The organism is Propionivibrio sp. (assembly GCF_047602565.1).
In the GTDB taxonomy this organism is placed as follows: Bacteria; Pseudomonadota; Gammaproteobacteria; order Burkholderiales; family Rhodocyclaceae; genus Propionivibrio.
The window spans coordinates 664,373-682,322 of record NZ_JASGGX010000001.1 but is presented as its reverse complement, the minus strand read 5'-3'; the positions used below and the strand labels follow the sequence as shown (position 1 = coordinate 682,322).

The following is a 17,950-nucleotide window of genomic DNA, read 5'->3' as shown; positions in this document are numbered from 1 at the left end:
TGCGGCGTCGATGTCCGGTGACGAGCCCTGGAGTCATTTTTTATGGCTGTGGACTATGCCATCAAATTCTTGCGACTTGTATTGAGTATTTTTTATGGATATTGATCCAACCATAGGGAATACGTAAAGTTTCCAACCCTCTGCCGAATTCGGAAGCGCGTGTCTTGCAGGGACGGCCGGTGATTTCGATCGGGCAAGCGGCCGGGGCGTCCGTGGACTCGTTCGGCCGAGCCGGGCGGGATATGATTGGCGGCCTTTCATCCCTGGTTTTTGATCGAATGACTGATTGTGCCGTCCAGGTTGCCGTCATCGGCGGCGGCCCGTCCGGGCTGATGGCCGCAGAAGTGCTGGCCGCTGCCGGTGTCCGGGTCGATCTGTACGACGCGATGCCGTCGGTCGGGCGCAAATTCCTGCTGGCGGGGATCGGCGGCCTGAACATCACGCATGGCGAGGACTACGAGCTTTTCTGCTCCCGCTACGGCGATCGCCGCGCTCATCTCCAGCCGCTGCTCGACCGCTTTCCGCCGGCCGCCCTGCGCGACTGGGCGCACGGCTTGGGCATCGAGACTTTCGTGGGCAGTTCGGGGCGCGTGTTTCCCACGCAGATGAAGGCGGCGCCCCTGCTGCGCGCCTGGCTGCACCGCCTGCGCGAGGCCGGTGTGCGCTTTCATGCCCGCCACCGCTGGCTGGGCTGGGATGATGACGGCGCGGTGCGGCTGTCCCGGCCCGGCGATCCGCTGTCCATCAGGCCGGCCGCGACCGTGCTGGCGCTCGGCGGCGCGAGCTGGCCCAAGCTGGGATCGGACGGCGCCTGGGTGCCGCTGCTGCGGAACCGGGGTGTCGGCGTGGCGCCGCTGCAAAGCGCCAACTGCGGTTTCGACGTGCCGTGGAGCGAACACCTGCGCCGCCGGTTTGCCGGCGCGCCGGTCAAATCGGTGGCGCTGACCTTCACCGACGTGCACGGGCGCACCGAGTGCAGGCAGGGCGAAATGTCGATCAGCGAGCACGGCGTCGAGGGCGGATTGATTTACGCATTCTCCAGGCCGTTGCGCGACTGCCTGAACGCCCGCGGCAGCGCCACGTTCCACCTGGACCTGCTGCCCGCCTGGAGCGCCGGGCGGGTGTCGGCCGAAGTCGGCCATCCCCGGGGATCGCGTTCGCTGTCCAGCCATTTGCGCAGCCGCCTGGGCATCGGCGGCGTCAAGTCGGCCCTGCTGCATGAGATGCTCGGCAAGGAACAGTTGGCGGATTGCGCCGTGCTGGCAGGCGCCCTCAAGTCGCTGCCGATCACCGTCCAGGCCGCGCGCCCGATCGAGGAGGCGATCAGCAGCGCGGGCGGCGTGCGCTTCGACGGCCTGGATGAGCGGTTGATGCTCAAGGCGCTGCCCGGGGTCTTCGTCGCCGGTGAAATGCTCGACTGGGAGGCGCCGACCGGCGGCTACCTGCTGACGGCATGCTTCGCTTCGGGAGTCCGCGCGGCCGAAGGCGTCCTCAGCTGGCTCGGCAGGCGCGGCGCCGCTTGAGCAGGCGCTGAAATATCCCGCATTCGTCATTCCGGCGCAAGCCGGAATCCAGGAAAACCAACGAACCGGACCCTGGCCTGCGCCGGGGTGACCAATAAACCAGTGTTTCCTTAAAGGCCTGCGCCGTCAGCATTTTCTGCATCTCGATCCATTTCCGGCGGTCCGGAGTTTCGCGCACATCTCGTCCTGGTACGTGCAGGCGGTTCGTTATTGAAAACCGCTATCAACAACCTTGACAACTTTTCCCTTAAACATGAGAATCGTTCTCATCGTTTGCGGACCCGCGCGGTGGCGGGGAAAGTGGAGGTATCGATACATGCATGCAACGGACGAATGTCTGCTGACCGACGGCCCATGCGGATCGCTGCCCGCGCCGGCCGCCGAGGAAATACAGGCGCTGCGCCAGGCCTTGCGGGATTGCCGGGAGCGCCTGCATCGCGGGGCGCTGGAGAGCACGCGGCGCATCTGCGCGCTGACGTCGGAGGTGACCCGGCTGGAGAACCTGAATTCCGCCTATCGCCGGCGGCTGGAATCGCTGGGCAGCGACGATCCCTTGATCGAAATGGCGCGCCGCCTGGTGGAGAGCCGCGCGGAGAACGAGGCGCTGAGGAAGGAGCTGCGGCGCGTGGGCACGCTCGAAAAGGCGCTGCGCGAGGTGCACTCGGAATGCAGCCGCATGGCGTCCGAACGCGACGGGCTGCTCATGGAAATGGCCCGGCTGCAGCAGGCCACGGTCGTCGTGTGAACGGAGGCGCGATGACCGGAATCCTCAGCTACGGCGCGTTCGCCGCGCCCATGGCCCCGGCCCGGAGCGAGGCCGAGCTTGCCGTTGCCGGCGCCTTTGGCAAGGGCGCCGCCGAACCGGGCCGGACGAAAGAGCCGTTCGATGCGCAGCGTGACGGGGCCAAGACCTCGCGCCGCCGCCGCCTCTGGGAGCTGCCTGCCAAGTACCACTGTCCGTTGATCGGCGTATGTTTCGACGTCGCCGAACTGCGCCGGATGGTCGGCAAGGCGCTCGACTATCCGCCCGATACCACGGATTACGTGTGGCATACCATCGCCGTCGGCGTGTGCGACAAGCGCTGTCCGCTGTCGGAACAGTTCAACCGCCTGCTGGACAAGCGCTTCGCGCTGATGATCCGGCGCATGGCGGCCTGCAAGACGGCGCCGGAGCTGCGCGCCGCGTGGCGCGAGGTGTGCCGGCACGGCACCGAGATTCCGGCGGGCCTGTGGGCCGCCTGCACGCACCCGGCCTGCGACCGGGAACTCGAACAGGAGATCCAGGCCGACATCCACATGATCCAGCACCAGGTCGGCGCCGGCGCGCGCATCGACCTGCAGGCCATGAAGAATCTCGAAGCGGAGAACCGGCGGCTGCGGCAGGAGGCGGAGGCCGCGCGCAAGCGCTGCGAACAGCTGCGCGCCGATCATGCCGGGGAGGCGGCCGGGCTCAACCGGCGGATTTCCGCGCTGCAGGCCGACCTGTCGGCGCAGGAGGCCTCGGTCGAACGCCTGCGCGGCGAGATGGAGCGCCTGCGCGCGATGCTGCCGGACCTCGATGAGCGCGTGCGGCTGCAGGCCCGTCTGCGCAACACGGAAGAACGCCTGTCGGCGGCGCGCGAGCGGGAAACCAACCTGGAGAACGAGGTCGCGCGCCTGCGCGATTTCGCCGCCTACGCGGAAGAAACCATCGAGACGCTGGTGCGGGAGCCGGACCCCGATGCGGGCGTGCCGGACGAGGCGGCGTACCTGCCGGCCGGCAACCAGCTACTCGGTAAATGCGTGCTGTGCGTCGGCGGGCGTTCGGGCGCCGTCAATTCGTACCGCAGCGTCGTGGAGCGGCAGGGCGGACGCTTCATGCACCACGACGGCGGCCGGGAGGAGAGCCTGCACCGCATCGACGGCGCGCTGGCCGCGGCCGACATCGTCATCTGCCAGGTCGGCTGCATCAGCCACAACGCCTACTGGCGCGTCAAGGAGCAATGCAAGCGCACGGGCAAGCCGTGCATGTTCGTCAAGAGCACCGGCACGGCGAGCTTCGGGCGCGTCGTCGGCGAAGCGGGCGGGAATGTCAACAAAAGCGTCGACAAAAGCGCGGGCGACATGGCCGCGCGGGATGAAACCGGAGGTGGCGCATGAGCAAGAAGAAATGTTGTCAGAAGCCGAAGCCCTGCAAGAACTGTCCGTGCCGGAAGAAAAAGGACTGAGGCACGCGCGGCCGGCCGGGCGGGGCTGCCGGCGGCCGTGAAAGCGAGGGCGTCCGGACGGTTTTCCTCGGGGTTTTTGGTTAAGATAGCGGTTTCAGGTTTTCTCCGCTGCCGTACCATGTTCGGGCGTTTTCGATCAGTCGCGCTGGCCGCCGCATCTTGCCTGTCGCTCGCCTCGTGCGGCATGGGCGGGTCGGTGCGGGTGTACGAAAACGAATCCTTCGTGCGCGACACGCCGTTCGAGTATTACAGCAGCCGCAAGCCGGAAGGCGCGTGCGAGGTCGGCAAGCGCGCGCTGCTCAGCCAGGGCTACCAGGTCGACGACGGCAAGCCGCTGGCGATCAAGGGCGAGAAGTACTTCAAGCCGGTGTCCGACCAGGCCACCAAGCTGACCATCACGCTCGTCTGCCTGCCCAGCAGCCTGGGCGCCGTGATCTACGCGAACGCGCTGCAGACGCATTACCACATGAAGTCGCAGGGCTCCGGCGGCCTCAGCGTGGCCGGCGTGGGTTCGCTCTCCCTGCCGTGGTTCGTGGATAAGGACACGCTGGTCCAGTCGGGCGAGGAGACGGTGACGTCGGCGGACTTCTACAAGCGGCTGTTCGAACTGATCAAGGAAATCGACGGGTAAGGCGCCGTCCGCCGTGCCGGCGAAAGCCGGTTCCGGGAGCCGGGAGCGCGCTTTGCTATACTTTCCAGCCGACTCCCTTTCGACACGTTTCCGCCATGGCGCTGAACTACCAGATCGTACCGGTCACCCCCTTCGAACAGAACTGCTCGCTCCTCTGGTGCGACGAGACGATGCGCGCCGCCGTGGTCGATCCGGGCGGCGACATCCGCCGCATCCTGGCGGCGGTCGAGAAGCGCGGCGTGCAGGTGGAGCGGATTCTGGTCACGCACGGGCACATCGACCATGCCGGCGGCGTCGCCGAACTGGCCGAGCGGCTGGCGGTGCCGGTCGAAGGTCCGCACGAGGACGACCGTTTCTGGATCGACGGCATGCCGCAGCAGGCGCTGACCTTTGGCTTCCCGGACGTCCGCTCCTTCACGCCGGACCGCTGGCTGAAGCAGGGCGACACGGTCCGCTTCGGACAGGTCGAGATGCAGGTCCTGCATTGCCCCGGCCACACGCCGGGCCACGTGGTCTTTTTCAGCGACGCCGCCCGGCTGGCGGTGGTCGGCGACGTGCTGTTCCGCGGCTCGGTGGGGCGCACGGACTTCCCGAAAGGGAATTTCGACGCGCTGATCGCCTCCATCCGGCAGAAACTCTGGCCGCTCGGCGACGACGTCGCATTCATTTCCGGCCACGGGCCGATGTCAACCTTTGGCGAAGAGCGGCTCAACAATCCCTTCTGCAGCGACTGGTCCTGAAGGCGGCCCCGCCCGGACCTACCAGCTGCTGATCGAAGTGGCCGCGCCGGTGCGCGTGGCCGTCGGGCGATTGGGCGAGTTCGAGTTTGCCGCCGGCCTCTATTGCTACACCGGCAGCGCGCTGCGCAATTTCGAGGCGCGCATCCGGCGCCACCTGTCGCCCGCGAAGAAGATGCACTGGCACATCGATTACCTGCTCGCCGCGCCGGGCGTGCGGATACGCGAGGTCAGGCGCTTCGGCGAGGGCGAGTGCCCGGTCAACCGGCGCACCGCGGGCGGGATTCCGGTACCCGGTTTCGGCGCCAGCGACTGCTCGGCCGGCTGCGGCAGCCACCTGAAGCGGGTGGGCTGACCGCGGGCCGGTCAGTCGTGGTTGTCAACGTTGATCCGGCTGGCCCAGTAGTAGGCGGTGACCTGCGACTTGGCATGCACGGCCGGGTCGATGCCCAGCTCGGAGAAGATGCGCGCGGCCGCCGCGAAATTGCCGGCTTCGCCGCTGGCGATCGCTGACAGCAACTGGCCGAGCACCCCGTCGTCGGCGGGATTGCTCAGGGCCTCGATCACCGTGTCCTGCAGCGGGATTTCCTTGAGGATTTCGCTCATCGGCAGGTTGATGAGCACGTCGAGCAGGGAGAACAGGCCCGTCATGAACGCATTGTCGGTCAGCTCGGGAACGTCGGGGATCGGGTCGATGGCCGCGCTGAGCAGCTCCATCTGCCGTCCGCGCGCGGCGGCCAGCTGCATCAGCGGATTCGGCGCATTGCCGTCGGCCAGGTTGTTGGCGTAGATCAGCAGCTGCAGCCAGCGTTGCAGCTGGCGGCGGCCGAGGATGGCGATGGCCTGGGAGAAATTGCTGATCTTGGTGCGCGCGCCGACGGCGACCGAGTTGACCAGGCGCAGCAGGTTGTACGAGAGCTTGGCTTCCTCGCGGAAGATGGCTTCGATTTCGCGCGTGTCGCCGTCCTGCTTGACCAAATTCAGGAGCTTGAGCAGTTTCAGGCGGGTGAGGTCGGGCTCCTTGCCGAATTGCGGGTTGGGGGTGGTCAGGAAGTGGCTGTCCGACCACTCGACGCCTTTTTTGGTCAGCCAGTCGAACATCTCGTAGGCGTTGACGCGCGTGGCGATTTTCCTGAAACCGCAGTTACAGGCGTGCTCCAGTTCCTTCGCGGAGAGTTCCTGGCGGGCGAACGCGGCGTCGAAGCGAACCGCGCTGAAGGCGGCGAGCGGCGCCCGGCGCAAGGCGTCCGGGGTGTCGATCTGGAGCGCCAGCGGCCGGGCATGGTTGTGCAATTCCTTGCAGCGCTCGATGACCGGCCCGTCGGCAAGACAGGATTCCGGCAGGACGAAGGTGATCGGCTCGCCTCTGAATGCTTCGAGAAACTCGTGGCGCAAGACGAATTCGGCCTGGATCGGCACGACCAGCGGCAGCACGTGGGCCAGGGGCGCGGCGGCGGAATTGGCGAAACACTGGACGAGCGCGGCGAATTCCGTTTCGCCCGGGCACTCCGGCTGCCAGTCCAGGGCGGCCCAGCTGCGGTCGGAGGCGAGAAGAGGTCTGAAGAAGAAATAAGGTGCTGGCATTTGGGGGTAGTGAACCGTGAATGCTCTGATGGGTTCCGGGCCGGAAAGGCCATCTTTGCTGGATTTTAACCTATAACGGAAGTTAGCCCGGAAACTGTAGGCTCGCCGAAACCGCGCGGTTGAGCGGTTTCCTCCGCGCCTTTCGCGAAAATCCGGATGAAAGTTAAAATTCCACGTTTTTGGTTTTCGGGACACGAAATGCCGGCAGGAATCATTGAATCGCTCGATCATGAGGCGCGCGGGATCACGCGGCTCGAAGGCAAGACGGTTTTCGTCGAGGGCGGGCTGCCGGGCGAGCGCGTCGAGTATTCCTGCTACAGGAAGAAGCCGACCTACGAGATCGCCCGCATCGATCGCGTGGTTACGCCCTCGGCCAGCCGCGTCGAACCGAAGTGCCCGCATTTCGGCGTGTGCGGCGGGTGCAGCATGCAGCATCTCGAAGCCTCGGCACAGGTGGCGGCCAAGCAGCGCCTGCTGGAAGCCAACCTGTGGCACCTCGGCCGCCTGGTAGCGGGCCAGATCTACGCGCCGATCCACGGCGCGCCGTGGGGTTACCGCTTCCGCGCCCGCCTGTCGGCGCGCCTGGTGCCGAAGAAGGGGGGCATGCTGATCGGCTTCCATGAGCGCAAGAGCAGCTACGTCGCCGACATGCGGCAGTGTCCGAACCTGCCGCCGCACGTTTCCGATCTGCTGGTGCCGCTGCGCGAACTGGTCGCCGCGCTGTCGATCAGCACGGCCATGCCGCAGATCGAGGTGGCCGTCGGCGAAACCATGACGGCGCTGGTGCTGCGCATCCTGGAACCGATCAATGCCGCCGACGAGGGCATGCTGCGCGATTTCGCCGACCGGCACGGCATCGTCTTCTACCTGCAGCCCAAGGGGCCGGCCTCGGTTTACCGTTTCTACCCGCTGGACGAGCGCAGGCTCTCGTACCTGCTGCCGGATTACGGCATCGAGCATGCTTTCTCGCCGACCGAATTCACCCAGGTCAATCATGCGATCAACCGCGTGCTGGTGCGCCGCGCGATGACCCTGCTCGATCCGCAGCCGGGCGAGCGCATCGTCAACATGTTCTGCGGCCTCGGCAACTTCACGCTGCCGATCGCGCGCTCCGGGGCGCGCGTGGTCGGCATCGAGGGCAGTCCGGAACTGGTGCGCCGGGCCGCGGAGAACGCCGCCGCCAACGGGCTGGCGGACCGGGTCGAGTACAGCGTCGCCAACCTCTTCGAGACGACGCCGGAATCGCTCGCCGCGCTCGGCCGCTTCGACAAGATGCTGATCGATCCGCCGCGCGAGGGCGCGGCCGAGCTGGTCAAGGCCATCGGCGAGGACGGGCCGCCCCGTATCGTCTACGTCTCCTGCAGTCCGGCGACGCTGGCGCGCGACGCGGCGATCCTGGCGCATCAGAAGGGCTATCGCCTGAGCGGCGCGGGCGTGGTCAACATGTTCCCCAATACGTCCCACGTCGAATCCATCGCGCTTTTCGAGAAGGGCTGACCGCGGTTTTCCGGGACGCTCGTCCGGCGCGTCGGCGGCCGGACGAGGCGCTTTTCCTCTCTTCGTGATCCAGGTATCGGGCGGCTTCCGGCCGGCCGTCGTGCAGGAATGGAATGTTGTTCCAAAATACTTGACACCGTACGTATAAGCCTTATGCTCCTCATCGTGGTCAGATGGTCAGGCGGTCTTACCAAGGCATTCCTGCTGCGCGCGAGATTCACCTGAAACGAATCCGGCGGGCCAGCCCCCGCATGGATTCCAACGATTTCAACGAGAGGGGAAGGTCATGAAGAAACTTGCACTTGCGATTCTGATGGCCCTGGGGGCGACGGGCGCGCACGCGGCCGTCGAGCTCAAGCTTGGGCACTTTGCCTCGGACACCCACCCGTGCGGCATCGCCGCCAAGGAATTCAAGGCCAACGTCGAAAAGCGCACCAACGGCGAGGTGAAGATTTCGCTGTTCGGCAACAACGCGCTGGGTTCGCCGCCCGAGGTGCTGGAGCAGGTGATGCTGGGCGCGGTCAACATGAGCCTCTCGGGGCAGGACCAGATCGCCAAGCACCTGCCGTTCTACGACGTGATCAGCACGCCGTTCGCCTTCAAGGACTACGCGATGGCCGACCGGATCATCGACGGAGAGTTCAAGGCCTGGGCGGCGCCGGAGCTGCTGAAGAAAGGGCTGGTGCACATCTCCGATTGGGAATGGGGTTTCCGCCAGCTGACCAACTCCAAGAAGCCGGTCATCGTGCCGGCCGATCTGAAGGGCATGAAGATCCGCACGCCGCCGGCATTCGCCTATCAGGCGTTCGTGGAAGCGGCGGGCGGCAACGCGGTGACGATCGCCTTCGCCGAGCTGGTGATGGCGATGAAGCAGGGCGTGGTCGACGGGCAGGAGAATCCCGTCGGCACGATCTACGACCTGAAGCTGTACGAGACACAGAAATACATGTCCATCCTCAACTACACCTACAGTTCGATGGTGCACGTGGTCAATAAGAAGAGCTGGGACAAGCTGACGCCGGAGCAGCAGAAGATCGTCGCCGAGGAATCGGCCGCCGCCGCCAGGCTGGCCCGCAAGACGCTGCGCGACAACGAGGCCATGCAGCTCAAGGACCTCGAAACGACCAAGGGCATCGTCATCGCCCGGCCGGATCTCGGTCCGTGGAAGGCGGCGATGGGCCCGGCATGGGACAAGGTCAAGGCGCGCGTGGGGGCCGACAACTTCAAGCGGTTCATGGACATCGTGGAGAAGAGCGGCAAGTAAGGCGCCGCCGCGGGTCCAGCGGGATGCCCGTTCAAGGCATCCCGCATTTTTCACGCCTTTTGCGAAGCTCGTCGGGAGAGTTTTGATGTTGACCCTCGCCATTTTCGGTGTCCTGCTGCTGTTGCTGATGATCGACGTGCCCATTGCCGTGGCCATCGGCCTGACGGCGGTCATTTTCTTCGTCGCCCAGGGGCAGGCGAATTTTCTGGCGCTGCTGCCGCAGCGCATGTATTTCGGCACGACCGGTTTCACGCTGCTGGCGATTCCGTTCTTCATCCTGGCCGGCAACCTGATGAACACGGGCGGGACCACCGACCGCCTGTTCGGTTTCGCGCGGGCGCTGGTCGGGCACATCAAGGGCGGCGTCGGGCAGGTGAGCATCGTCGCGGCGATGATCATGTCCGGCATCTCGGGTTCGGCCATCGCCGACGCGGCGGGCATGGGGCGCGTGCAGTACGCCTCCATGAAGCGTGCGGGCTACCCGGACGGCGTCGCGGCCGCGATCGTGGTCGGCGCCTCGACGCTCGGGCCGGTGATTCCGCCGTCGATTCCCTTCGTGCTCTACGGGGCGATCACCAGCGTGTCGGTCACCCGGCTGTTCCTCGCCGGCTGCCTGCCCGGCGTGGTGATGGGCGGAGCCATGATGCTCGCCATCTATCTCATGGCCGGACCGCGCGGCCTGCCGTGCGACACGCTGTCGAGCGACTACTGGCCGAAGCTGTGGGTGGCGACCAAGCGGGCCTTTCTGCCGCTGATGGCGCCGATCATCATCATCGGCGGCATGATCACCGGTTTCTTCACGCCGACCGAGGCGGCCGTGGTCGCTTCCCTGTACGCCCTGGGCCTGGGCTTCTACTACGGGGACCTCAAGGTGAAGGATCTGCCGGACGTGCTGTTCACCACCATCAAGCAGACCTGCGGCCTGATGTTCATCATCGCCACGGCCAACTTCTTCGGCTGGTTCGTCATCTTCGAGCGCATCCCGGACGCCCTGATCGCGCAGCTGCTGTCCCTCGGGACGACGCCCGCCGGCTTCATCTGGATCGTCATCGCCATCATCCTGGTGCTCGGCTGCTTCATCGACGGCAACGCGATCTTCCTGATCACCCTGCCGATCTTCATGAAGCTGTGCCCGATCTACGGCGTCAACATGGTGAACTTCGGCGTGGTGATGACGCTGCTGATCATGATCGGCAACATGACGCCGCCGGTGGGCATGTGCCTGTTCGCGGTCGAACAGCTTCGCCAAGATCGGGGTCTGGCGGCTGGCGTACGAAAGCATGCCGCATCTGGTGGCGATCCTGCTGACGACCATCCTCTGCGCCTTCGTTCCGGAAATCGCGCTGTGCGTGCCGGACTGGCTGATGGGGCCGGGCAACTGATCCGACATTCGAGGAAAAAAGATGAAACAGACCGTAATCGACGCGCTGTCCCGGTTCGACAAGGCGCTGGTGAAAATCATGCGCTGGTTCTGCATCCTGCTGCTCGTCGCCATGACCGTCATCCTGACGCTGAGCATGATCGTCCGCTTTTATCCGTTCATGTCGATGCACTGGTTCGACGAAGTGCTGGAACTGCTGTTCGCCGCGCTGGTGTTCTACGGCGCGGCCGTCGTCTGGATGGAACACAACCATTTCAGCGTCGGCGACTGGATCTCGAAGTTCATCCCCGGCGTGCGCGGCCGCTTCGCTTACCGGCTGTTCGTCGAGCTGATCTCGCTGCTCTTCATCGCCATCTTCTTCAAGTATTCGCTGGACCTCACCCTGGGCACCGACGAGCAGACGACGGCGTTCGCCATGTCCAAGAAATGGCTCTACATGTGCATGCCGATCTGCGGCGGCATCATGCTCGTTTACACGATCAAGAACATGTACGTCGAACTCGCCAGGATATTGAATCCCGAACTGAAGGTGGAGCGACGGGAAAAGGAGGACTTGAACACCTGGTGAAGAAAACCTGCATCAAGGTCCTGATCCGATTTCTGATACGGAGGCGGAGAAATGACGACGAGCGATGCATGGTCGGTACGCATGTCCGACACGGTCCTGGCGCGCTGGGCGAACCTGCCGGCCGCCTGGAACCATGAATACGGGGTCCTGTTCAAGGCGCTGCTGGACGTCTGGCGCCGGACCGGCGACGAACGCTACTACGCGTATGTCAAGCGCCACGTCGATGCCGTCATCGACGCCGATGGCGCCATCGCCGGGTACGAACTGGAGCATTTCAGCCTGGATCACCTGAACAGCGGCCGTCTTCTGTTCCCGCTGCTCGAAAGAACGGAGGACGTGCGCTACCGCGTCGCCATCGCCACGCTGCGCGAGCAGTATCGCCGCCATCCGCGTAACGGCGCCGGCGGTTTCTGGCACAACGGGGCGATGCCCCGCCAGATGCTGCTGGACGGCACCTACATGGGCGCGCCGTTTTATGCCGAATGCGGGTGCGCGGAGAACGATGCCGCGGCCATCGACGACGCCCTCCTGCAGATTTTCCTGCTGGCGGAGCACAACCGGGACGCCGGGACCGGCCTGTTCTTCCAGGGCTGGGACGAAACCCGGACGCAGTCCTGGGCCAACCCGCGCACTGGCTGCTCGGGCAGCTTCTGGGGGCGGGCGACCGGCTGGTATGCGATGGCCATGGCGGACCTGCTGGAGATCGTTCCCGCCGGCCACGCCCGGCGCGCCGGACTGGCCGGCGTGTTCAAGAGCCTGCTGGAGGCCCTGGCCTGCGTGCAGGATCGCGCCTCCGGCCTGTGGTGGAACGTGCTCGACCAGGGCGGGCGGGAAGGCAACTATCTCGAAGCGTCGGCGTCGCTGATGTTCCTGTACGCCTTCGCCCGCGGCATCGGCCTGGGCATGCTGGCCGAACCCAGGTTCCGCGCGGTGCTCGACAAGGGATTCGACGGCGCCTTGCAGTTCCTGCTCAGGAAAGAAGAAGACGGTCTGCTCAGCGTGCTGCACGTCTGCAAGACCGCGGGCCTCGGCGGCAGGCCGGGGCGCGACGGCAGCTTCGCGTACTACAACAGCGAGCCAGTCGTGGAAAACGACTTCAAGGGGGTGGCCGCCTTCATCCTGGCGGCGAACGCCAGGGAAGCCCTCGGCTGACCGGCGCCGGAACGCGGCCGGAAGCGACGCGGGTTCGAGGAGAATCCCGCGTCGTTTTTCTTTCGGGCGTTGGCGGCGGCCGCGTTATCTGCCGGCGCCCGCCCTGGCCTTGTCGAACCGTGAACTTGTAGACGATCTTGCCGCTGTACCATTCGCCGGGCTTCAGTTCGGTGCTCGGGAAGCCGGGATGGTTCGGCGAGTCGGGGAAGCGCGACGGCTCCAGGCAGAAGGCGCTGCGGAAGGCGTAGGGCGTCGAGCCCTTGCCGAGATCGCGCGGAATCTTGCCTTCGAGGAAATTGCCGGAATACACCTGGATGCCGGGTTCGGTCGACCATACTTCCATGACGCGGCCGGACTTCGGGTCCGCGATGCGCGCGTTGAACGCCAGTTCGGTCGGCTGCTTCATGCTCAGCACGTAGTGGTTGTCGTAGCCGTTGCCCGCCTTGAGCAGGTCGTAATCGGCCTTGATGTCCTTGCCGATGGCCTTGGGCGCGCGGAAATCCATCGGGGTGCCGGCCACCGCGCGGAAGTTGCCGTTCGGCACGAGCGCGGGCGAGACCTCCAGCACCTGCTCGGCCGGAACGGTCAGGATGTGATCCTCGATCGACGAACCGAGATCGCCGGAAAGGTTGAAGAAGGTGTGGCCGGTGAAGTTGGCCACCGTCTTCTTGTTGACCGCCACCGCGTCGTAGCTGATCACCAGCTCGTTGTCGTCGGTGACGCTGTAAACCACGCGCACCGGCAGGTCGCCGGGGAAGCCTTCCTCGCCGTCCTTGAACAGGATGGTCATTTCCACGGCGCGGTCGGAAAGCTGCCGGGCGTCGAAGGGAATGAAGCGCGAGCCTTTCTTGCCGCCATGCAAGGTGTTCTGGCGCGGCGGCGCGGGTGGCGTGGACAGGTCGTTGATCGCCAGCTTGTACTCCGTGCCGTCGAGCGTGAAGCCGCCGTTGGCGATGCGATTGGCGTAGCGGCCGATGAAGGCGCCCATCGAACCCTGGCCACCGATCACCTGGTCGATGGTCTCGTAGCCCTGGGCCACGTCGCCGAGCTTGCCGTTGCGGTCCGGCACCAGGATCTGCTCCACCCGCGCGCCGTAGTTGGTGATCCGGACGGCCATGCCCTTGCCGTTTTTGATTGTGTACAGATCGACCTTCTTGCCGTCCACCTCCTTCTGGAAGTCGACGGCGCGCAGTTCGACATACGGCGGCGATGCGGCCAGGGCGAAGGGGGGAACGAAAAGTGCCAGCGCCAGGGCGCCCGCGGCGCAGGTGCTGGAACGTACCGTGGTGGTGTTCATGTTTGCTCTCCTGAAGTTTTTTGCGTTGTGTCGGATTTTTGCGATAATTGGTCAGGCCTCCCGACCACGCAATTCTATGCTCAACGAATCCGGCACGCAAAAAAAATTCCGTTCGCCGCGCATCGGCGGCAAACGGATTCGGTGTGGAGCGGGCCGGGAGCGCGGGCGCGGGGCGGCGAGCCGGCCCCGCGCGGCGCGGCGGCTATTCGGCGGTGAAGTGTTCCGGGTAGCGTTCAGCCATCAGCGGCAGCGACTGGAGCAGCGCGCGCAGATGCTGTTCCATGCGCGTCGCGACGAGGTCGGCGTCGCCGGCCTCGATGGCGTCGACGATCCCGGCGTGCTCGTCGGTCAGCTGCGGCATGGGGGTCGCCGAATCGAAGGTCAGGAAGCGCACGCGGTTCATCTGCGCCTTGATGCTCTCGGCCACGCGCCACATGTATTCGCGCCCGGCGTGCAGGGCCAGCGCGCGGTGGAATTCCTCGTCGAGCAGCAGGTAGGACTGGTTGTCGCCGTGCCGGACTTTCCGCTGCTCGGCGACCAGCGAGCGCAAGGTCGCGAGCAGGGCGGGCGTCTTCTTCTCGGCGACCTCGCGCACGATCGACACCTCGATGATCTCGCGCAGGTGGCGGGCGTCGAGCACTTCCTTGACCGATATCTTGCGGATGTAGGTGCCGCGCTGCGGCAGCACCTCGATCAGGCGTTCCTCGCCGAGCTTGATGAACGCCTCGCGCACGGGCTGCCGGCTGGTCGAGAACTTCCGGCTGATCTCGACTTCCGAGATCGCCTGTCCCGGCACCAGTTCGCCGCGAATGATGGCCGCGCGCAGGATGCGGTGCAGCTGCGCGCCGATGGACAGCGATTCCTGCGGGCGGAAGTTCGCCGCCGAGAAAGTGTCGAAAGTTTCCATTTCCATTTTTTTCCTCCCGGACGTATCCAGACGAGAACGATGATGGGCTTGCATGTCGTCTTTTCTGGATGCTAGTATACAAGTATACATTCGTTTTTCTTTTTTTTCCCGAAAAAAATGGAGGGTGGGTAATGCGGCTTTGCGAGCAGGGTCTGTCTGGTTTGCCGGCGTCGATCCGGCGTCCTTCCTACGATAGAAGCGAGGTGACGGCATCCATCGTCCATCTGGGCCTCGGCGCGTTCCACCGCGCGCATCAGGCGCTGATGACCGAGGCCGTGCTCAATTCCGGCGACCTGGCCTGGGGCATCGTCGGCGCGGGCATGCAGTCGTCCGGCATGCGCGACGCGCTGGCGCCGCAGGACTGCCTCTACGCGGTGGCCGAGTTCGGCGCGGATTTCGAGCGCATCAGCGTGGTCGGCGCGCTCGTCGACGTGCTGGGCGGTGCCGAGGACGCCGAGAAAACCCGCCTGCTGGCCAAGATGAGCGACGCCAGCACGCGCATCGTCAGCATCACGGTGACCGAAAAAGGCTATTACCTCGATCTCGCCACCGGCAAGCTGCAGCTCCAGTCGCCGGCCATCGCGGCCGACCTCGCCAATCCGGCCGTGCCGAAGACCATCCTCGGGCTGATCGTCTATGCGCTGCGCAACCGCAAGGCCGCCGGCGTGCCGCCGTTCACCGTGCTGAGCTGCGACAACCTGCCCAACAACGGCAAGCTGGCGCGCGCCGCCGTGGTGGCCTTCGCGCGCGAGGTCGACGCCGAGCTCGCCGCCTGGATCGAGGCCGAGGTCTGCTTCCCGTGCACCATGGTCAACCGCATCACGCCGGCCACCACCGACGCCGACCGGGCGCACATCAACGAGCGCCTGGGCATGGAGGACGCCTGGCCGGTCGTCACCGAACAGTTCGTGCAGTGGGTCATCGAGGACAAGTTCAATATGGGCCGCCCGGACTGGACCCTCGGCGGTGCCGTGTTCTCGGACGAGATCGAACGCTGGGAGAGCATGAAGCTGCGCTGCCTCAACGGCTCGCATTCGACGCTGGCCTATCTCGGCCAGCTCACCGGCCGCGAAACGGTCGCCGATGCGATGCAGCTGCCGCTGATCACCGACATCCTCGACGCGCTGTGGCGCGAAAACCGCGAGGTCCTGCAGGCGCCGAAGGGCGTCGATCCGGCCGATTACGTCGAACAGTTGAAGCAGCGCTTCCGCAATCCCGCGCTCAAGCACCGCACCGCGCAGATCGCCTCGGACGGTTCGCAGAAACTGCCGCAGCGCCTGCTCGCGCCGCTGCGCGAGCGCATCGCCAAGGGGCTGGCGTCGCCGGCCATCGCCACGGCGATCGCGGCGTGGATGCATTTCGCGGTGAAGACCGCGCATACGCCGGGCGCCGCGCTCAGCGACCCGATGTCCGCCGAAATCCTGGCCCAGGCCGGCAAGAGCACGGACGCCGCGGCGATCGTGGACAACCTGCTCGGCCTGCAGAAGATTTTCGGCCAGGACGTGCCGGCCGACGCCGCGTTCCGCGCCGAAGTGCTGGGCAAGTTCAAGGAACTGGCGCGCAATCCCGCCGTGGCCACGGCATCGCAGATCGCGGCCTGAAGGCCGCTTCCCACCAACGACAGAAGGAGAAACCGAAGTTGAAGATGACCTTTCGCTGGTACGGCGAGTCCGACCCCGTCAAGCTCGAATACATCCGCCAGATTCCGGGCATGTACGGCATCGTGTCCGCCATCTATGACGTCCCGGTCGGCGAAGTCTGGCCGGTCGACAAGCTGCAGGCCTTGCGCGACCGCATCGAGGGTGCCGGCCTCAAGTTCGAGGTGGTGGAGAGCGTGCCGGTGCACGAGGACATCAAGCTCGGCAAGCCGACCCGCGACCGCCTGATCGCCAACTTCCAGCAGAACATCCGCAACTGCGCCGCGGTCGGCGTCAAGGTGATCTGCTACAACTTCATGCCGGTGTTCGACTGGACGCGCACCGAGATGGCCAAGGTCCTGCCCGACGGCTCGACGACGCTGGCCTTCGACGCGGCCGAAGTCGCCAAGATCGACCCCGAGCAGGGCATTTCGCTGCCGGGCTGGGACGCCAGCTACAAGCCCGAGGAACTGAAGAGCCTGCTCGCCGAATACAAGTCGGTCGGCGAGGAGCAGCTGTGGGCGCATCTCGAATACTTCCTCAAGGCGATCATCCCGGTGGCCGAGGCAGCCGGCGTCAAGATGGCGATGCATCCGGACGATCCGCCCCGTCCCATCTTCGGTCTGCCGCGCATCGTCAAGAACCGCGACGACTACGCGCGCCTGCTGTCCATCGTCGATACCCCGACCAACGGCATCACCCTGTGTTCCGGTTCGCTCGGCGCCGACCTGTGCAACAACGTCGAGGCGCTGGTGCGCGAATTCGGCGCGCGGGGGCGCATCCACTTCGGCCACCTGCGCAACGTCAAGGTCGAGCCGGACGGCACCTTCTACGAGGCGACGCACCGCTCGTGCGACGGTTCGCTGGACATGGCGGCGATCGTCAAGGCGTACTACGACGTGGGTTTCGAGGGCTACTGGCGGCCGGACCACGGCCGCATGATCTGGGGCGAGACCGGCAAGCCGGGCTACGGCCTCTACGACCGCGCGCTCGGCGCCGTGTATCTGAACGGCCTGTGGGAAGCCGTCAGCAAATATTCCGCCGAATCTGCCAACAAACTTGCCAACAAATAACAGGGAGTCACCATGATCTTCGGAAACATCAAGGATTACGAGTCCGGCTTCGCCTGGCTGCCCCAGCCTTTCAAGACCGTCATCGAGCATCTCAAGCAGACCGATTTCCAGGCCTTGCCGGTCGGCAACTACGACCTCCAGGGCAAGGACATCTACGTCCAGGTCTTCGACATGACCACCAAGCCGTTCGCCGAGACGCGGCCGGAAGTGCATCGCCAGTACGCCGACGTGCAGTTCTCGGTGTGCGGCCACGAGCAGATCGGCGTGGCCTCCGACGACGGCAGCAACGCCGTGGCCGAAGACCTGCTGGCCGAACGCGACCTGCTGTTCTATGCCGGCGTGCAGAACGAATCGATGCTGACCATGACGCCGGGCAGCTTCGCGGTGTTCCTGCCGTCCGACGTGCATCGTCCGGGCGTCGCGGTCGGCGGGCCGGCGACCGTGCGCAAGGTCGTGGTCAAGGTGCGCGTGTCGCTGCTGGCCGGAGCCTGA

At 65.5% G+C, this 17,950-nt stretch carries 16 protein-coding genes and 1 pseudogene; 14 read left to right on the top strand and 3 right to left on the bottom strand.

Going from position 1 to position 17,950, the window contains the following annotated elements:
* Positions 1-278: 278 nt before the first annotated feature.
* The 6 genes from QM701_RS03110 (at position 279) to QM701_RS03085 (ending at position 5,453) form a co-directional block, all read left to right on the top strand.
* Positions 279-1,523, top strand: coding sequence for a TIGR03862 family flavoprotein (locus QM701_RS03110; protein WP_415165632.1), 1,245 nt, complete (start codon positions 279-281; stop codon positions 1,521-1,523).
* Positions 1,524-1,839: 316 nt separating this feature from the next.
* A complete protein-coding gene (locus QM701_RS03105) occupies positions 1,840-2,268 on the top strand; it encodes a hypothetical protein (protein ID WP_415165631.1) in 429 nt (142 codons plus the stop codon).
* An 11-nt stretch (positions 2,269-2,279) separates the two neighbouring features.
* On the top strand, positions 2,280-3,662 hold the full coding sequence (locus tag QM701_RS03100) for a DUF2325 domain-containing protein (RefSeq protein WP_415165630.1): 1,383 nt from the start codon (positions 2,280-2,282) through the stop codon (positions 3,660-3,662).
* Between the two features lie 186 nt (positions 3,663-3,848).
* Positions 3,849-4,361: a DUF2242 domain-containing protein gene (locus QM701_RS03095; protein WP_415165629.1), complete on the top strand. Its 513-nt coding sequence runs from the start codon at positions 3,849-3,851 to the stop codon at positions 4,359-4,361.
* A gap of 95 nt (positions 4,362-4,456) precedes the next feature.
* On the top strand, positions 4,457-5,101 hold the full coding sequence (locus QM701_RS03090; protein ID WP_415165628.1) for an MBL fold metallo-hydrolase: 645 nt from the start codon (positions 4,457-4,459) through the stop codon (positions 5,099-5,101).
* Positions 5,055-5,453, top strand: coding sequence for a GIY-YIG nuclease family protein (locus tag QM701_RS03085; protein ID WP_415165627.1), 399 nt, complete (start codon positions 5,055-5,057; stop codon positions 5,451-5,453). The genes QM701_RS03090 and QM701_RS03085 overlap by 47 nt, the downstream gene beginning before the upstream one ends.
* Positions 5,454-5,464: 11 nt before the next feature.
* Here QM701_RS03085 and QM701_RS03080 read toward each other — a convergent pair whose 3' ends face one another.
* On the bottom strand, positions 5,465-6,682 hold the full coding sequence (locus QM701_RS03080; RefSeq protein WP_415165626.1) for an EAL and HDOD domain-containing protein: 1,218 nt from the start codon (positions 6,680-6,682) through the stop codon (positions 5,465-5,467).
* 198 nt (positions 6,683-6,880) lie between these two features.
* On the opposite strand from QM701_RS03080, the gene rlmD reads away from it, so the two are divergent.
* The 5 genes and pseudogenes from rlmD (at position 6,881) to QM701_RS03055 (ending at position 12,544) form a co-directional block, all read left to right on the top strand.
* Positions 6,881-8,179: a 23S rRNA (uracil(1939)-C(5))-methyltransferase RlmD gene (gene rlmD, locus QM701_RS03075; RefSeq protein ID WP_415165625.1), complete on the top strand. Its 1,299-nt coding sequence runs from the start codon at positions 6,881-6,883 to the stop codon at positions 8,177-8,179.
* A gap of 286 nt (positions 8,180-8,465) precedes the next feature.
* Entirely contained in the window at positions 8,466-9,443 is a 978-nt protein-coding gene (locus QM701_RS03070; RefSeq protein ID WP_415165624.1) for a TRAP transporter substrate-binding protein, read from the top strand.
* 85 nt (positions 9,444-9,528) lie between these two features.
* Positions 9,529-10,671, top strand: a pseudogene (locus QM701_RS03065) (TRAP transporter large permease); the annotation flags it as partial.
* A gap of 175 nt (positions 10,672-10,846) precedes the next feature.
* Positions 10,847-11,392, top strand: coding sequence for a TRAP transporter small permease (locus QM701_RS03060; RefSeq protein WP_415169336.1), 546 nt, complete (start codon positions 10,847-10,849; stop codon positions 11,390-11,392).
* 51 nt (positions 11,393-11,443) lie between these two features.
* On the top strand, positions 11,444-12,544 hold the full coding sequence (locus tag QM701_RS03055) for a glycoside hydrolase family 88/105 protein (RefSeq protein ID WP_415165623.1): 1,101 nt from the start codon (positions 11,444-11,446) through the stop codon (positions 12,542-12,544).
* On the opposite strand, the gene QM701_RS03050 is transcribed toward QM701_RS03055, so the two are convergent.
* Together QM701_RS03050 and QM701_RS03045 are read right to left on the bottom strand one after the other, a co-directional pair.
* On the bottom strand, positions 12,507-13,841 hold the full coding sequence (locus tag QM701_RS03050; RefSeq protein ID WP_415165622.1) for an aldose epimerase family protein: 1,335 nt from the start codon (positions 13,839-13,841) through the stop codon (positions 12,507-12,509). The genes QM701_RS03055 and QM701_RS03050 overlap by 38 nt on opposite strands.
* Positions 13,842-14,043: 202 nt before the next feature.
* Positions 14,044-14,754 carry a GntR family transcriptional regulator gene (locus QM701_RS03045; RefSeq protein ID WP_415165621.1) on the bottom strand — a complete coding sequence of 237 codons (711 nt, stop codon included), beginning with the start codon at positions 14,752-14,754 and terminating at the stop codon, positions 14,044-14,046.
* A gap of 197 nt (positions 14,755-14,951) precedes the next feature.
* Between QM701_RS03045 and QM701_RS03040 the strand changes: the two genes are divergently transcribed.
* Genes QM701_RS03040 through QM701_RS03030 form a run of 3 tightly spaced genes read left to right on the top strand, consistent with a single transcriptional unit; the run spans position 14,952 to position 17,950 of the window.
* Positions 14,952-16,349 carry a mannitol dehydrogenase family protein gene (locus QM701_RS03040; protein WP_415165620.1) on the top strand — a complete coding sequence of 466 codons (1,398 nt, stop codon included), beginning with the start codon at positions 14,952-14,954 and terminating at the stop codon, positions 16,347-16,349.
* A gap of 44 nt (positions 16,350-16,393) precedes the next feature.
* Complete coding sequence (uxuA, locus tag QM701_RS03035) at positions 16,394-17,458, top strand: mannonate dehydratase (protein WP_415169335.1); 1,065 nt, start codon at positions 16,394-16,396, stop codon at positions 17,456-17,458.
* Positions 17,459-17,470: 12 nt separating this feature from the next.
* The gene (locus tag QM701_RS03030) at positions 17,471-17,950 is read left to right on the top strand and encodes a YhcH/YjgK/YiaL family protein (RefSeq protein WP_415165619.1); all 480 of its coding nucleotides are present in this window, start codon (positions 17,471-17,473) and stop codon (positions 17,948-17,950) included.

Bases quoted from the DNA above. Each gene is read 5' to 3' on its own strand.
- QM701_RS03110 (WP_415165632.1), top strand. From the start codon at position 279: ATGACTGATTGTGCCGTCCAGGTTGCCGTCATCGGCGGCGGCCCGTCC.
- QM701_RS03105 (WP_415165631.1), top strand. From the start codon at position 1,840: ATGCATGCAACGGACGAATGTCTGCTGACCGACGGCCCATGCGGATCG.
- QM701_RS03100 (WP_415165630.1), top strand. From the start codon at position 2,280: ATGACCGGAATCCTCAGCTACGGCGCGTTCGCCGCGCCCATGGCCCCG.
- QM701_RS03095 (WP_415165629.1), top strand. From the start codon at position 3,849: ATGTTCGGGCGTTTTCGATCAGTCGCGCTGGCCGCCGCATCTTGCCTG.
- QM701_RS03090 (WP_415165628.1), top strand. From the start codon at position 4,457: ATGGCGCTGAACTACCAGATCGTACCGGTCACCCCCTTCGAACAGAAC.
- QM701_RS03080 (WP_415165626.1), bottom strand. From the start codon at position 6,682: ATGCCAGCACCTTATTTCTTCTTCAGACCTCTTCTCGCCTCCGACCGC.
- rlmD (WP_415165625.1), top strand. From the start codon at position 6,881: ATGCCGGCAGGAATCATTGAATCGCTCGATCATGAGGCGCGCGGGATC.
- QM701_RS03070 (WP_415165624.1), top strand. From the start codon at position 8,466: ATGAAGAAACTTGCACTTGCGATTCTGATGGCCCTGGGGGCGACGGGC.
- QM701_RS03060 (WP_415169336.1), top strand. From the start codon at position 10,847: ATGAAACAGACCGTAATCGACGCGCTGTCCCGGTTCGACAAGGCGCTG.
- QM701_RS03055 (WP_415165623.1), top strand. From the start codon at position 11,444: ATGACGACGAGCGATGCATGGTCGGTACGCATGTCCGACACGGTCCTG.
- QM701_RS03050 (WP_415165622.1), bottom strand. From the start codon at position 13,841: ATGAACACCACCACGGTACGTTCCAGCACCTGCGCCGCGGGCGCCCTG.
- QM701_RS03045 (WP_415165621.1), bottom strand. From the start codon at position 14,754: ATGGAAATGGAAACTTTCGACACTTTCTCGGCGGCGAACTTCCGCCCG.
- uxuA (WP_415169335.1), top strand. From the start codon at position 16,394: ATGACCTTTCGCTGGTACGGCGAGTCCGACCCCGTCAAGCTCGAATAC.
- QM701_RS03030 (WP_415165619.1), top strand. From the start codon at position 17,471: ATGATCTTCGGAAACATCAAGGATTACGAGTCCGGCTTCGCCTGGCTG.